The following is a 14,728-nucleotide window of genomic DNA, read 5'->3' as shown; positions in this document are numbered from 1 at the left end:
CCGCACCCGGGTGGCCTTGGTGACCGGAGCTGCCCGGGGCCAGGGCGCGGCCATCGTGCGCAGGCTGGTGACCGACGGCTACCGGGTGACCGCGGGGGATCATCTGATCGACGAACTCACCCCTACTACAATGGAGTTCGGCGACGATGTGTTGGCTGTCGAGCTCGACGTGACATCGTCAGAGCACTGGCAAGCTGCCGTATCGGCCACCGTGGCCCGATTTGGTGGGCTCAACGCACTGGTGAACAACGCCGGTGTGCTGCACAGTGCCTCGATCGCCGAGGAAACCCCGAGCGGTTTCGAGGGCTTGTGGCGAGTGAACTGCCTGGGGCCGTTCCTGGGACTGCAGGCAGCGCTCGAGCCGCTGCGGCGCGCGGACAGCGCCGCGGTGGTGAACACCTGCAGCACCGGCGCGATCCGCCCGTTTCCGCACCACGCGGCCTACGGTTCGTCGAAGTGGGCACTGCGCGGCCTCACGCAGGTGGCGGCCGCCGAACTCGGCCGTCACGGGATCCGGGTCAACTCGATCTTTCCCGGCCCCGTCGAGACGCCGATGCTCGACGAGTCCACCCAGGCCCGGCTGGCGGAGCGGGCCACGTTGGGGCGGCTGGGCAAGCCGAGCGAGATGGCCGACGCGGTGGCGTTCCTATTGTCCGACCAGGCGGCGTTCATCACCGGTTCGGAGCTCGTCATCGACGGCGGCCAATGTCTGCAGATCGGATGACGCAGGTGCCCGGTTCAAGACTGTCAGTCGGGATCATCGGTGCCGGTCCGGGTGGGCTGGCGCTCGGAATCTTCCTGAAGAAGGCGGGTTTCGACGATTTCACGATCTTCGACCGCGAGGACGGGGTCGGCGGAACCTGGCGGATCAACACGTACCCAGGTCTGGCCTGCGACGTGAAGTCGCACCTCTACTCGTATTCGTTTGATCTCAATGCCGGCTGGAGCCGGCTGTGGGCGGGGCAACCGGAGATCCTCGAGTACTTCGAGCGCTGCGCCGAGCGCTACCGGTTGGGTCCGCATCTGCAGCTGAACGCCGAGGTCACCTCGGCGCGGTGGAATGTCGACACCAACAGTTGGCTGTTGACCACGGCCTCGGGAGGGCAGCACCGCTTCGACATCGTGGTGTCCGCCATCGGACTGTTCACCCAGCCGCTGCAACCGGATCTGGTGGCCGAGGAGCCGTTCACCGGCACCGTCATGCACACCGCTGAATGGGATCACAGCGTGGCGCTCGACGGTGCCAGGGTAGCCGTTCTCGGCACCGGATCGACTGCTTCCCAAGTGGTTCCGGAACTGGCGAAGGTGGCCGACAAGGTGTACTCGGTGCAACGTTCGGCGACCTGGGTGCTGCCCAAGCCCGACCGCCCGTACACCGACCGGGAACGCTGGCTGTTCGCGCATGTGCCGTTCGCGAAGAAGATCTACCGGACCCGGCTGTGGCTGCGCAGTGAATCCAACATCGCGGTCATCGAGAACGGCAGCGACAAGACCCAAGAGTTCAAGGCGATTGCACTCAACCTCCTCGAATCGACCGTCGCCGACGAGGAATTGCGCGCCCGGCTCACCCCGGATCACCCGCTGGGGTGCAAGAGACTGGTGTTCTCCCCGGATTTCATCGCGGCGTTGACCAAGCCCAACGTCGAGGTGGTGTCCAGCCCGGCTCGTGCGCTGCGGGCCCGGTCCCTGGTCACCGAGGACGGCCGGGAACTCGACGTCGATGTCGTGGTGTGCGCCACCGGTTATGCGGCGGCCGATTACCTGGGTGAGATCGAGGTGACCGGTGAAGGCGGGGCGTCGCTGCACGACACCTGGAGTGACGGGGCATTCGCCTACCTGGGCATGACGGTGCCGGGCTTCCCGAATTTCTTCATGCTGTACGGGCCGAACACCAATGTCGGCTCCAACAGCGTCATCTTCATCCTCGAGGCGCAGGCCCGCTACGTGGTGCGGGCCCTGAAACACCTTCGGCGCAAACGTAAGTCCTATGTGGCGGTGCGTCCCGGCGCGATGGCCGCGTTTCTCGCCGACATCGACCGGTGGATGCAGGGCACCGTGTGGCTGACCCGGTGCAGCAGTTACTTCCGGGCCCCGAGCGGCCGGGTGGTCACCCAGTGGCCGCGCAGCGCCCGAGCTTTCTGGTCGATGACCCGCCGGTTCCGGTCCGCGGACTACACTTTCGAACCGCCCATCAACTACCCGGCCCGGGTCCCCGCGGCCGCCGATCGGACGGACGGCTGAGCCATGGCCTGGCTGGAGCGCCTCGACCCCGCGTTACACGGGTTTGCCGAGGCCCGGACCGACCTGAGCGCCGAGCAGTTGGGCGTGGTGCGTACCTCGCTGGATCAGCGTCGGCGGGACGCTGCGCAGGTGCTGGACACCCCCGGTGTGGAGATCGTCGGGGCCCGCGTCGCACTCGGGCGGCGCACCATCCCGGTTCGCATCTACCGCGGTGGACCGTCGCCGTCGCCGGTGGTCGTCTACTGCCATTCGGGTGCCTTCGTCCTCGGCAATCTCGACACCGACCAGATCCAATGCGTGGAGTTGGCCAGGCGGGCCAGGTGCACGGTGATCGCGATGGATTATCGGCTGGCGCCCGAGTATCCGTATCCGGCCGCTTTCGACGATGCGATGGTGGTGCTCAACTGGGCAGCCACGCTGGCCGGGGAACTCGACATCGATGCCGGCCGCATCGCAGTTGCCGGCACCAGCGCCGGCGGCGCGCTGGCCGCGCTGCTGGCCCAGCACTCCGCAGCCGGTTCCGCTCCACCGATCGTGTTCCAGGCGATGCATCAGCCCGTGCTCGATGACCGGCCCACCCGTTCCAAGCAGGAATTCTCCGACACCCCGGGCTTCGACGGCCCGGCAACGGTGGCGATGTGGCGGCACTATGCGGGCGCGAGGGACGTTCCGGAGGCGGCGGTGCCCGCCCGGGCCGCCACCCTGGCCGGTGTGGCGCCGGCACTGATCACCTGCTCGGAACTCGATCCGCTGCGCGACGAGGCACTCGACTATGCGCGCAGGCTGCTCGCCGACGGCGTTGCCACCGAACTGCATCTGTTTCCCGGGACGTGCCACGGGTTCGATTCGTTGCTTCCCGAGTGGGAGGTCAGCCACCAGCTTTTCGCACTACAAGGTGCGGCGTTGCGCCGCGCCCTGCACGGATGACGCGGTAGCTGGCCAGCACGGCGGTGGTTGCGATCGACGTTGTGGGCAATAATGCAGGTCTGTTCTATCCGGATTTCGCACGGACAAATCTGTGCGGCCGGTGCGACGATGGCTACGGCACGCCTGAGGGGTCAACCCGGGTACGTCGGGAGCGAGTAAGCGATTGAGAGGTAACTATGTCGGCCGACGACGACCGGCTCATGTACTCCGGCGACGCCAAACACGCCAGGGAACCTCTGGGATACGGCGGACTCGACGCCCTGCTGGGCGGACCGGTCGCGGCCCTGCCGAGCGGACGGTCCCGCCACGGCGACGCCAGGGTATCGACTCCTCCCATCGTTCTGACCTCGAATTTCGCCGCTCCCCGCGAATCGGAGATCACCACCAAGCTCCCGCCGGTCCCCGGCCGCCCGATCAGCGGGTCGTCCTCGGCCGGGAGCTGGATCCTGGAACAACCGGTCCCGGCGGCCGCTCCGGGCGAGCCCCGCGCCATCGACAACCTCTCCCGCGTCGGCGTGCGCTCCTCGGTCAAGATGCAGCCGCGGCGCGGCTGGCGGCGGGCGGTCTATGTCACGACTCGCCTCAACCTGGGGTTGTCCCGCGACGAGCTGTACGAACTGGACCTCTACGCCAGGGTGCGCCGCACCGCCCGTGAGTCCCACCAGATCGGTGTCTTCGGCCTGAAGGGCGGCGTGGGCAAGACCACCGTCACCGTGGCGCTCGGATCGGTGCTGAGCGCGGTTCGGGGTGACCGGATCCTCGCCGTCGACGCCGACCCGGCCGGCGGCAATCTGGCCGACCGGGCAGGACGGCAGTCCGCGGCGACGGTGAGCGATCTCCTGGCCGCCAAGGACCTGTCGCGTTACAACGACGTCCGGGCCTACACCAGCATGAACGAGTCGAAGCTGGAAGTGCTGTCCAGCGATGAGTACAGCGGTGCCAGTCGGGCCTTCAACGACGCCGACTGGAATGCGGCCACCGCCGCTGTCTCGAAGCACTACAACCTGGTGCTGGCCGACTGCGCGGCCGACATGTTCGCGCCGGCCGGCCGCGGCGTGTTGGCGACGGTTTCCAGTGCGGTCATCGTGGCCAGTGCCTCGATCGACGGTGCCCGCCAGGCCGCGGTGACCATGGACTGGTTGCGTCACAACGGGTACCAGGACCTGCTCAACCGCTCCTGCGTGGTGGTCAACCACGTCGGGCCCCGTAAACCCAACGTGAACACCGGCGACCTGGTGCACCAGTTCCAGAAGCATGTGGCTCCGGGCCGGGTGTTCGTGCTGCCGTGGGACAAACACATCGCGGCGGGCACCGAGATCCATTTCGATCTGCTGCGGCCGGCGTTCCGGCGCCGCACCCTGCAGTTGGCGGCGGCGCTGTCCGACGATTTCGAGGGCGGTGCGGGCGTCTGATCCGCGGCTCAGCCGTGCCGGCTTGATTCGCGGCTCAGCCGCGGTGCCTGATTCGCGGCTCAGCCGCCGTGCCTGATTCGCGGCTCAGCCGCGGCAGCTAGCTTGACTCGCCGCTCAACTCTCGGGCCACAGCGGCGTGATAGGCGTCGATGTTGGCCGGGTTGACCACGCGGAACAGTGCATCCGGCAACGGGGCATCTTTGTAGGCCTCGATGGTCATCGTGCGACTGAACAGCGTGATGTCGTTGCCCGGGCGGGTGAACTGGTACTGCACGGTGATGCGGCCTTCTCTGCCGCCGTTGCCGTCGGCATCGTGGCCGAGCCGGCCTACCGAGTTGAACACCCACATCCGCGGTCGCATGGCGATCGCCAGGTGCCAGGTGTAGATCTGCGTGCCGTCGGGTCCGGCCTCGGTCCAGGTGTCGCCGACCTCGAGCGGCAGCCGCTCGGGTAGTCCGCCGATGTGCGCACTCCCAGGGTAGGTCTTCACCCAGTTCGCCGGATTGGTGACGAAGTCATAGATCTCCTCCGCTGATTGTGTGAACGCGGTTTCGGAACTGGTCGTCACGATGCCCAAAGTTGTTCGCCTTCCTCGGTGTTCCCGGTGTGATCAGAGCTCGCAGCCGCAGGTTGCCGACGCCCCCGAGGAGGGAAGCTCGGCGAGTACGTCCACCCGCGTCGTGTCGAAGCTGAGGAATCCCTGGATGGGCAGGGACTCCGGAGGGGTCTCGGGGTAACTCCACGCCACGTCGGCGATGACGGTGTCACCCACGACCGCCGACCAGTAGGCGGCGATGCCCTTGTAGTTGCAGTACGACGTGGTCGAACTGGGCTGCAGGAGATCGGTGCGGACCAGGGTGGGGTCCACATACAGTCGCGGTTCCAGTGCCGTCTCGAAGACGATCACTGTGTCGTCGGTGTCGACGAGAACGGACCCGGCGGCCGTCACCCGAAGGCCTCGGCGGGACGGCCGGCAGTCGATCCGGTGGTAGGGGTTCGGCGGGTAGTGCACCAGCTTGCGTCCCTCTTCGAACCACGCGTCGACGGCATCCCAGGGCACCGTCACGTATCCCGGTGCCTCGGCCACCGGCGCATGCGGAAGGCCGCCGACCTCGTCGCTCGGAAACGCATAGCTGAGCGGGTGGCCGGCGCGGTGCACCATCAGGGCATGTTCGGTGTCGAGCACGGCGACATCGCCGCGCAGGGCTTGAATACGGCGCGGGTGCGGTTCGACGTAGACCGTGCCGCCCGCGAGCGGTGGCGTGAACCAACCGGCCGGTTGTGTACTCAACGGACCCCGCCCTGCGACGAGACTCATTGCGGGACCTCCATTTTGGCAGACTGATGGATATGGGCGCGGCCATCGAACGCAGCGGTGTCCGTTCGGGGGGTCGATCGCTGCGTCCAGATAGAAGCTTTACAGATTCTCTTGAGAATGTCACGCTGTTGGGTGAGGCGGGCCACACCGCAACACCCCCGTCGAGAGTGCCGGCCGATCAGCCCTTTGGACCCGGATTGGATGCCCTATGTCCCTACAGTCAGGAATGTCCGCACAGTTGTCCGAAGCGCGCGGCGGCAATGTGCACGGCACGGTTGCCCGCACTGGCCCGCTGTCCGGGCCGCGGGCGCAGCCCGACAAGACCCTGCAGTACGAACTCAACGTGGTGGCCGCCGACGTCACCGCCGTGGTGTCGGCTATCGGCGGATGGTTGTTCGACCGGGCGATGGCGGGCTGGCGTGTCAGCGTCGCCGCCGACGCCTGTGCAGACGAGCGTGCACTCCGGATCCTCGGGGTGAAAGCCGTTGATCTGACCGGCCTGTGGTCGACCGAGGCAGATGCGGTGACGATGACGGCGATCGGGACCGATCGGTTCGAATCCGGTGACCACGTACGCGCCGTGCGCCGATCCGGTACCGGCGTGGTCTTTTTCGGGGCACATGGCCCTGACGGTCTGAGCGGGGCCGTGGACCATGTGCAGTACCAGCCGAGCGCGGCAGCGCTGGCGTTCAAGGCTCACGCGTTGGTGATCGCCGGGGCGAATCCGGGTTCGACCGGGCAGGTCGAGACACTGTTCCGGTACGGACGATCTGCGGGCCTGCTCGAGGCCGATCTGGTGCCGGTGTGTTGATGTCCCGACAGGCGTCTGTCGCCGGTCTGCTCGAGGTGTTCGATGTGACGCAGGCCGGACCGGACCGGTTCGTCGGCGTCACCGGACCGGCCGGCACCGACGGCAGGAAGGTGGCCAAGGGTACGCAAGCGTTGGGCCAGGCCATCGTCGCAGTGGCAAAGCGGTTCCCCGACAAGGCAATTCGTTCGGCCCATGCGGTCTTTACCCGGCCGGTCGAGATCGACTCCACCGTCGAGCTGGCGGTGACCGTGGTGCACGAGGGCCGTTCGACGGCGACGGCTGTGGTGGCCGTCGCCCAGGATTCACGGTTGTGCGCGACCGTTACGGTTCTCGCCGATGTGCCCGCGGGCGACGTCGTCAGTCACCATGCGTTGCGGCCCGACGTCGAGACGCCCGAGGACGCCCACCCGGCCGGGCGGGCCATGGCCGGTCATGAGTTGCGCCTGGTCGATGTGGTCGATGTGAACAGTCCCGAGGAGGTGGGGCCGCCGGAACTCTACGCCTGGCTGCGCTATGACCCGATCCCTGAACGGGACGAACTCGGCAAGGCGCTGCTGGCATATTTCACGGGCCAACTCGGAATCTCCACCACCATGCGGCCGCATCGCGGGATCGGCACGGCGCAGGCGCACTCGACGCTGTCGACCGCCCTGATGTCGACATCGGTCAGCTTCCACGAGCCGGTGGAGTGGGACGGCTGGTTGCTCTACGGCCACGAGAGCACCGCGGCCGGACAGGGGATGTCATATGTTCGCGGTCAGGTGCATACCGAGGATGGCGAGCTGCTGGCGTCATTCGCCCAGGAGGGGCTGATTCGCCCGATGCGACCGGTGGATACCGCGATCGATGTGCCGGCCCGGTTGTAGGGCCGGCGGGCGCGCTGTGCGGCTAGCGGATCCAGCCGCGGCGACGCAGCCAGATGTTGCGGATCACGGCCAGGAAGATGAGCGCCGCGAACGTGATGAGGAACCAGTTCTCGACATGTCCGATGTGGTTGCCGTGCATCATGACCAGCAGGAAGATCGCGGACAGGATGCCGCCGAGGTGGATCACCTTGATGTTCAGATCCGACCAGCCCCACGCTGCGGACGGCACTTCCTCGACGTCGACGCCGTTGTTGCGCTCCACTTCGGTGCTGGCCACGGTTGCTCCTCCGGATCGAACTGGCTTCAGGCTTGGCTTCCGCACATTCTGACATACGACACTGCGTCGTACGCCGGCCCTGGGGGTTCAACCGAGGCGCCGGTACCTCCGCAGGGCCTCCTGGCGCTCCTCGGCGTGGTCGACGAGCGGTTCCGGATACGACCTCGGTCGTCCGGCGCCGAGTTTGTGTACATCGGCGACATCGGCCAACTCCGGTATCCAGCGTCGGATGTAGTCGCCGTCGGGGTCGAACTTCGCGCCCTGCAGGTCCGGATTGAAAACGCGGAAGTACGGTGCGGCGTCGGTGCCGCAACCGGCTGCCCACTGCCACCCGTGCTGGTTGTTGGCCAGATCGCCGTCGATCAACTGGTCCAGAAACCAGCGCGCGCCCCATTGCCATGGCAGATGCAGGTCCTTGACGAGAAACGAGGCCACGATCATGCGCACCCGGTTGTGCATGAAGCCGGTCGAGGCGAGCTGGCGCATCCCGGCATCGACGATCGGGAAGCCCGTCCGGCCGTCCTTCCACGCCTCGAATGCCTGCTGGGCCGCCTCGCCGTCGTCCACTTCGATCGCGTCGAAGTCGCGGTTCCAGTTTCGCCACGCGCTGTCGGGCCAGTGGTGCAGCACGGCGGCATAGAAATCGCGGAAGGCCAGCTCGCGCAGGTAGGTCTCATCGTTCGAGTCGAGGTCAACGGCCATGGAGCGTGGGTGGATGGCGCCGAACTTGAGGTGCGCCGACATCCGGCTGGTGGCATCGAGGCCCGGGCGGTCGCGCCGGGCCGGATAGTCGGCCAATTCCTCCGCCACGAATTCCCGCCACTGCGACCGCGCCGCGTCCTCGCCTGCTTCGAAAATCAGTTGTCCTGTGACAGAAGGAATTTCGACGCGTGCGGAGATGTCGTCAGGGATATCGGCCGGGTCGATCCAGTGCGCGCAATCGGGCCCGGAATCCGCAGGCATGCGCCAGCCGTGCCGACGCCAGGCGCGGAAGAACGGCGTGAAGACCTGATATGGCGCGCCATCAGATTTGGTGATCCTGCCGGGCGACACCAGATAGCCCGATCCTGTTGCACACAGGTCGGTTTCGCCGAGGGCCGCCCGGACCGCCTCGTCGCGACGCCGGCCGAACGGCGCGTGGTCCTGCGAGGTGTGCACCGAGGCGGCGCCGATGGCCCGGGCGAGCGCCGGAATCCGCTGTTCTGGTCGGCCACGAGTCACCAGAAGTCTTCCATCGAGGTTGTCGGTGAGGTTGCGCAAGGCCCGGTACAGATACTGCAGGCGACGTGCACCCGCGGATGCCTCCAGTCGCGGATCGAGCACGTAGCAGGCCAGTACCTCGCCGCCTTCTCGTGCGGCCTCCAGCAGGGCGGGATGGTCGTGGCACCGCAGGTCTCGCCGGAACCAGAGCAGTGTGGGCATGTGTCCATGCTGCCTATGAACACACCGGAATACACGGAAGGGCGCAGATGCAGTTTTGGAGCGGTACGGCATTCATGGACACCACCGACGCGCTGGCGGTGGCGCCGTTGCTCGACGAGGCCGGCTATCACGGCATGGTCTGCTCGGATCACATGATCTATCCGCGCGAGCTGTCATCGCCGTATCCGGACTCGTCGACGGGTAAGCCACCGTGGGCGCCGGAGACGGCCTGGCCGGACTCCTGGGTTCTGATCGGGGCAATGGCGGCGCTGACCCGCCGGTTGCGTTTCTCCAACGCCGTATACGTGGCGCCCGCGCGTCCGCTGCTCGAGGTCGCCAAGCAGGTGGCGACGGCCGCGGTGATCTCCGGTGGTCGGGTGGCGCTCGGGGTCGGGGTCGGCTGGATGCGTGAGGAGTTCGAGCTCATGGGCCAGGATTTCGACACTCGCGGCAAGCGGCTCGACGAGATGATTCCGGCGCTGCGCGAGATCTGGCGCGGCGGCTGGGTGTCGTACGACGGGCGCTACTACTCGGTTCCCGAGCTGATGATCGAACCGCATCCGCCCGCCCCCGTGCCGATCCTGTGCGGCGGTGAATCAGAGGCGGCGCTGCGGCGGGCGGCCCGATCGTGCGACGGCTGGATCGGCTACGCCTACACGCTGGAGCAGGCCACCCGCTACACCACCCGGTTGGCCGAACTGCGCCGTGACCACGGGCGGCAGGACGAGCCGTTCGACATCATCCTGGCGCTGCTGGATCCGCCGTCCGCGGATCTGTACAAGCGCGCCGAGGATCTCGGCATCACCGCGGTGATGTGTGCGCCCTGGCTCTCAATGCCCAACGGCGCCACCGGCGTCGACCGATTCCGGGGTCCCATCGAGCAGTTCGCGGAAACGGTCATCGCGAAGATCTGCTGACCGGGGCTACCCGGTCGGCGCCACTATGATCGCGCTAAACCGGTGTGGACAGGGAGGGTCATGAAGCGCACGCTGATGCGCGTCGGCCAAGCCGGCGCTGCCGGTGTCCTCATCGCCGCCGGGATCGGGCTCGGCGCTTATAACGCCTGGTGGGTGGCGGTGTTGGTCTCAATTCCGCTCATCGTCGCGGGTCTTGCGATTGCACCCCGGCTCTCGCGGGCATCCGACCTTGAGGTGTTCGGGGACCTGACGCATCCGCAAGCGGTGCCGGTCCGTGTCGACGCACTCGCCCGCAGCAGTCTCACCGACGACGATCTGCAGCCGACACTGGTGAGCGCGACGATCAGCCCACCGCACGACACCGTGTATCAGGCGCGGTGGATCGCGTCGATGTCACGTGGCAACTTTCGCTCCCTGACGGAAAATCCGCTCACGACGCTGCCGCCAGATCGACTGCCCGCGCGCGACGTTTCCCGTCCGCCGGGCTTCGGCGATCACCGCGGCGCGCGCGACGTGATCTATCCGGTGGTGACCGTGCTGGTGACGTTCGCCGTGCTGTTCGGGGTTGGCGAGGCCTGGCATATCTCGTTCGGTCGGCCGGCGTCGCCTGTGCCACGGGCCGATACCGAAACCAAGTCGAAGAGCATGAACTTCAACGCCCGTCGTGACGGCATGATCCGCGCGATCGCCGAACAGTTCGGTCCGGCGGCGTCCAACAATCTGCTCGATCTGCGTCTCACTGCCAGCGGGTCGGACTATGGCACGGTGCTCGACCCGACCAACGGTGACGCGACGATCGTCTACATCAACAACGGCGGCGACGCGTTCATCACGCCGTCACAGCGGGTGCTCCGCAAGGACAGCACTTTCACGGCTGCCGAGATCGCGTCGACCGATCTGGACGCGATCGCCGACAAGATGGCCCAACGTGCGAGCTCGGCGGGGCAGCGGGGTGACCTGGAGATCAAACGGTCGGCGCCCGGCGCTCCGGTGATGCTGACCGGCTCCTTCGGTGGCAAGACCGTCAACGGCCTCCCGGACGGCACAGTGGGCGAGATCTTCGATCCGGCGGATTTCGCGGTGTCGTTCGACAAGGCGCGAGAAGCGTTGGCACAGGCCGGGATTACAGCCTCCGACCGGGTGCTGACGAACTTCGAGATCCGCGGCACCCACCGGGCCACGCCGACCGCGCACGCGAGCCAACTCCAGAGCAGCGGCGGGGTGCTGCTGGATTTCGACACCGGTGACCGGTCCGGTCAGATCGTCATCGTGCCGGGCGAACTGCCCGAGGTCAGCGCTGAGTCGCACCACTCGCGGAGGCAGACGTTCGCTTTCGACGACATCAGCCGGGAAGCGTTCGAATCCGTTCGCGCACAAGCGATGCAACGTGGCGCCCTCGAACCCTACGAACGGGAGGCTGTCGAGATCTGGATGACCGACCGGGAGATCGACCAGCACCGGTTGGCGATCCGGATCGAGCTCGCGGGCGTGGATGCGGCGACTGGGACCTACTCGGTCACCGGTGAATTCCTTGCGCCCGGCGCCATTTGAGTGTCACTGCGGTTTGGCCGCCTCGATGGCCCGCCGCGTGACACCCTCCAGTTGCGCGAGTTGGACTTTGGGTGGATGCAGGGCGCCACGGTCGGCGAGTTTGGTGACGATTTCGCGGACCCGGCCGTAATAGGTGGCCTGTTCGGCGGGGGTGGTGCTTGACGTGGCGTGGTTGTAGAGCTTGAGTGCGGTATCCAGTTCAGCGCGATCGGTCGCATCCAGATAGGACGTGCCGACCTTCTTCCCGTGTGATTCGCACGCGATCCAGGCGCGGCGCAGGGCCACCACCGCCTGTTGGTAGGCATCGGCCAGTCCCCGGCTGCCCGGAAAGTCCTCGGTGCGCAATGCCTGCGCCTCGTCGAGAGCGACATGGAACGTCTGCGTCGGTTCGACGGTGACGTCGGTGATCGCGGGGTAGCGCAACAACATCGCCGGGTCGAGTTCGTAGGCGCCGTAGGCGCCGAGGATGTCGCTGTGGCGCCGGGCGGCCTCCTCCCACAACCGCCGCGCCGCGTCGTCGGTCCCGGCGTCGGCGATCCGCGAACTCGAAACCGGCGCTTCGATACCGGATTCGGAATCGGGCAATCTCGATTCCAACCGGCGCAGGATCTCGACGGCCGCGGGGTCGGAGCCGACGACGGCCACTCGCCATTCCTCGCTGCCGGCGTCGGCGGTGAAGGCCAGCGTCAGGTACTGCTGCCCCCGCACGGTCAAGAGCCGACCGTCGGTCGTGGTGTCAGCAGCTGGTCCCGCTCGACTCACCGCGATCAGTGATGACAGCGGGTAGCTGACGATGCCGTGGAACTCATGGCCGAGAGAGACGGTGTCGTCATCGACCGTGATCAGCACCGCGCCCGGCTTCTCCAGCCGCCCGTAGGCCACAGCGGCCAGTCCGGCGGCGATGAACATGGCCACAACGGCGGCGGTGACAAGTCCGGACACCTCGGCGTAGCTGAGCGCGACCAGCGTGACCATCCCCGCCAACAGGGCGGCGCCCGATGCGACGGCTGACGCACGGTGCCGGCTGGTCAGGTACTCGGTCCGAGCAGTGACGGGGAACGTCCGGGCGTCCTCGGCAGAGTTCATCCGCCTGAGCATACGGTCGCGTCCAGGTGGCCCTTCGGTGCGCGCCGCAGCGGCATGCATCAACATGACGCTTGTGGTGATGTCAAAATGATGTCACCATGACGCCATGGATTTGCAGCCGTATGTCGACACCGTCCGGCACGAACTCGGCGTGGCCGCCGCGGCGGGAGGGCCAGAGGCCGAGGCATTGGCCCACCGACTGACCGCGCCACTGGAATCGGCGCTGCGCCTGGCTCTGCTGGAGGCGCTGTCCGAGGCTGCCGAGCAGATCACCCGCGAATTCGCCCCCGGATCCGTCCATGTCCGGCTCAACGGGCGTGACCCCGAGTTCACGGTCCAGCCCGCGGAGGCCGACGCTTCCGCACCTCCCGTCATGGACGTCCCCGACGACGGTGACGGCGGCACCTGGCGCGTGTCGCTACGAGTCCCGGCGAGCCTGCGGGCCGGGGTGGAGGCCGCCGCCCGGCGGGACGGTGTGTCCGTGAATGCCTGGCTCGTACGTTCGGCCGCGGCGGCCATCGGTCGGACCGGGCGAGCGAGTCGCGGCACCGACAAGACCTTCAGCGGCTGGGTCCGCTGACCGATCGACAGGAGAAACCGATGCCCAAGTTCCACACCGCCGAACCCATCACGGCCGTCGTCGAAGTCGTTGCCGGCACGGTGCGCCTGGCAGCCACCGGCCGCGAGGACACCGTCGTCGACATCAAACCGCGAGATCCCGAACGCACCTCCGACGTGCGCGCGGCCGAACAGGCCCGGATCGATTTTCACGACGGCACTCTCGTGGTGACCGCAGGCAGGAAGGTCCTGTCGATGGGACGTGGGGGAGCGGTCCGCGTCGACATCGCCCTGCCGACCGGCTCCCGACTGAATCTGTCCTCCGCGTCGGCCGACATCGACGCCGAGGGTGGGTACTCGGACTGCCGTCTCGCCACGGCGAGCGGCCCGATGCGCGTGGCCAGTGTCGCGGGAAACCTCAAGGCGGACAGCGCCTCCGGTGATATCACCATCGGCGACCTGACGGGCAACGCGCGGATCGCCACCGCGTCCGGCGACGCGCAGATCGCTCGCGTGGATGGCGATATGAAGTTCCAGGCGGCCAGCGGCAGCCTCACCGTCGGAACTCTGCACGGTCACGTCAGGCATCAAACCGCCTCGGGTTCTGTCACCGTCGCCGTAGCCGTCAACGGTGCGCTGAGCGCGCAAACCGGCAGCGGCGAGGTCGAAGTCGGCATTCCGGAGGGCACCGCCGCGCGGCTCGAACTCAAGACCCACTCCGGCACCGTCGACAACGGGTTGCAGTCCTCGGACGGGCCGGCCGACGGTGACGAGACATTCAGGCTCCAGGCCCGCACCGGATCCGGAGACATCTCGATCCGCCGTGCCGTCGGTCCGGTGTCCGCGGGCCACTCCTCTTAGGCGGGTTGTCCGGGGCGCGTTAGGCCGGATCGAACCGAAACACCGTCAAACGTCCTGCCAGTGCCTCGAACTCGTCGGCTGTGCCCTCGACCACCAGGCCGCTGCGCTTGGCGAAGCCGACACCGACCGGAACCTTGACCGCGAACGCTCGCAGCACCGGACGTGACTGGTCCGGCGTGAGTTCGACAATCCTGACCGTCCGGGAGCGTCGGCCCCGGGTCAGGGTTCCAGTACGGGCGGCACGCGCATTGGCCGCCCAGTCCGAGCCGGGGTAGCCCGCTACCGTGTAGAGCTCGCCGTCGTGGTCGAACGGTGTCATCGGAGTGCGGCGGGGTTTACCCGTCTTGCGGCCCGGGACGGTCAGCACCATCGCCGGTCCGGTCGGGATCCCGAGGCTCTGCACCGCCATCATCACCTTGTTCATCGGCTTGAGCCAGCGCGGTGGGTGTGGCTCGGTCGCGTGTCCTGACATGTCTTGTCC

Annotated in this window: 16 protein-coding genes; 10 read left to right on the top strand and 6 right to left on the bottom strand. The window is 67.3% G+C overall.

The features are described 5' to 3' along the window. Positions 1–19: 19 nt before the first annotated feature. From AC4ELS_RS20850 to AC4ELS_RS20835, 4 genes are all read left to right on the top strand, one after another. Positions 20–724, top strand: coding sequence for an SDR family NAD(P)-dependent oxidoreductase (locus tag AC4ELS_RS20850; protein ID WP_499049054.1), 705 nt, complete (start codon positions 20–22; stop codon positions 722–724). Next, positions 706–2,241, top strand: a complete 1,536-nt coding sequence (locus AC4ELS_RS20845) for a flavin-containing monooxygenase (RefSeq protein WP_499049052.1) — start codon at positions 706–708, stop codon at positions 2,239–2,241. The genes AC4ELS_RS20850 and AC4ELS_RS20845 overlap by 19 nt, the downstream gene beginning before the upstream one ends. A 3-nt stretch (positions 2,242–2,244) precedes the next feature. Next, complete coding sequence (locus AC4ELS_RS20840; protein ID WP_499049050.1) at positions 2,245–3,168, top strand: alpha/beta hydrolase; 924 nt, start codon at positions 2,245–2,247, stop codon at positions 3,166–3,168. A gap of 176 nt (positions 3,169–3,344) precedes the next feature. After that, positions 3,345–4,580: a MinD/ParA family ATP-binding protein gene (locus AC4ELS_RS20835; protein ID WP_082941885.1), complete on the top strand. Its 1,236-nt coding sequence runs from the start codon at positions 3,345–3,347 to the stop codon at positions 4,578–4,580. Positions 4,581–4,677: 97 nt separating this feature from the next. On the opposite strand, the gene AC4ELS_RS20830 is transcribed toward AC4ELS_RS20835, so the two are convergent. Both AC4ELS_RS20830 and AC4ELS_RS20825 read right to left on the bottom strand, forming a co-directional pair. Then, complete coding sequence (locus AC4ELS_RS20830) at positions 4,678–5,157, bottom strand: hypothetical protein (RefSeq protein ID WP_064886922.1); 480 nt, start codon at positions 5,155–5,157, stop codon at positions 4,678–4,680. A gap of 33 nt (positions 5,158–5,190) precedes the next feature. After that, on the bottom strand, positions 5,191–5,898 hold the full coding sequence (locus AC4ELS_RS20825; protein WP_448446741.1) for a DUF427 domain-containing protein: 708 nt from the start codon (positions 5,896–5,898) through the stop codon (positions 5,191–5,193). 226 nt (positions 5,899–6,124) lie between these two features. Here AC4ELS_RS20825 and AC4ELS_RS20820 point away from each other — a divergent pair, with 226 nt between their 5' ends. Continuing rightward, entirely contained in the window at positions 6,125–6,709 is a 585-nt protein-coding gene (locus tag AC4ELS_RS20820) for a hypothetical protein (RefSeq protein WP_448446739.1), read from the top strand. Then, positions 6,709–7,575, top strand: coding sequence for an acyl-CoA thioesterase (locus AC4ELS_RS20815; protein WP_463790307.1), 867 nt, complete (start codon positions 6,709–6,711; stop codon positions 7,573–7,575). Before AC4ELS_RS20820 ends, AC4ELS_RS20815 begins: the two co-directional genes overlap by 1 nt. A 22-nt stretch (positions 7,576–7,597) precedes the next feature. Here AC4ELS_RS20815 and AC4ELS_RS20810 read toward each other — a convergent pair whose 3' ends face one another. Together AC4ELS_RS20810 and AC4ELS_RS20805 are read right to left on the bottom strand one after the other, a co-directional pair. Next, positions 7,598–7,852, bottom strand: coding sequence for a DUF2631 domain-containing protein (locus AC4ELS_RS20810; protein ID WP_064886919.1), 255 nt, complete (start codon positions 7,850–7,852; stop codon positions 7,598–7,600). 87 nt (positions 7,853–7,939) lie between these two features. Continuing rightward, positions 7,940–9,274, bottom strand: a complete 1,335-nt coding sequence (locus tag AC4ELS_RS20805; protein ID WP_463790308.1) for a cryptochrome/photolyase family protein — start codon at positions 9,272–9,274, stop codon at positions 7,940–7,942. A gap of 47 nt (positions 9,275–9,321) precedes the next feature. On the opposite strand from AC4ELS_RS20805, the gene AC4ELS_RS20800 reads away from it, so the two are divergent. Both AC4ELS_RS20800 and AC4ELS_RS20795 read left to right on the top strand, forming a co-directional pair. Continuing rightward, positions 9,322–10,191: a TIGR03619 family F420-dependent LLM class oxidoreductase gene (locus AC4ELS_RS20800; protein WP_448446733.1), complete on the top strand. Its 870-nt coding sequence runs from the start codon at positions 9,322–9,324 to the stop codon at positions 10,189–10,191. Positions 10,192–10,251: 60 nt separating this feature from the next. Then, positions 10,252–11,742 carry a hypothetical protein gene (locus tag AC4ELS_RS20795; protein ID WP_499049045.1) on the top strand — a complete coding sequence of 497 codons (1,491 nt, stop codon included), beginning with the start codon at positions 10,252–10,254 and terminating at the stop codon, positions 11,740–11,742. Between the two features lie 3 nt (positions 11,743–11,745). Here the strand turns inward: AC4ELS_RS20795 and AC4ELS_RS20790 are convergent, their stop codons facing one another. Next, positions 11,746–12,828: a hypothetical protein gene (locus AC4ELS_RS20790; protein WP_499049042.1), complete on the bottom strand. Its 1,083-nt coding sequence runs from the start codon at positions 12,826–12,828 to the stop codon at positions 11,746–11,748. A 106-nt stretch (positions 12,829–12,934) separates the two neighbouring features. Here AC4ELS_RS20790 and AC4ELS_RS20785 point away from each other — a divergent pair, with 106 nt between their 5' ends. Together AC4ELS_RS20785 and AC4ELS_RS20780 are read left to right on the top strand one after the other, a co-directional pair. Beyond that, entirely contained in the window at positions 12,935–13,408 is a 474-nt protein-coding gene (locus AC4ELS_RS20785) for a histidine kinase (protein ID WP_499049040.1), read from the top strand. Between the two features lie 20 nt (positions 13,409–13,428). After that, positions 13,429–14,247, top strand: a complete 819-nt coding sequence (locus AC4ELS_RS20780) for a DUF4097 family beta strand repeat-containing protein (RefSeq protein WP_499049037.1) — start codon at positions 13,429–13,431, stop codon at positions 14,245–14,247. A gap of 19 nt (positions 14,248–14,266) precedes the next feature. Here the strand turns inward: AC4ELS_RS20780 and AC4ELS_RS20775 are convergent, their stop codons facing one another. Further along, positions 14,267–14,719, bottom strand: coding sequence for a nitroreductase family deazaflavin-dependent oxidoreductase (locus tag AC4ELS_RS20775; protein WP_499049034.1), 453 nt, complete (start codon positions 14,717–14,719; stop codon positions 14,267–14,269). Between the last annotated feature and the right edge of the window lie 9 nt (positions 14,720–14,728).

The sequence above is a fragment of the Mycobacterium shunyiense genome (assembly GCF_058270035.1).
Note: the sequence above shows the minus strand (reverse complement) of the source record. Positions and strands in the feature narration are given on the sequence as shown.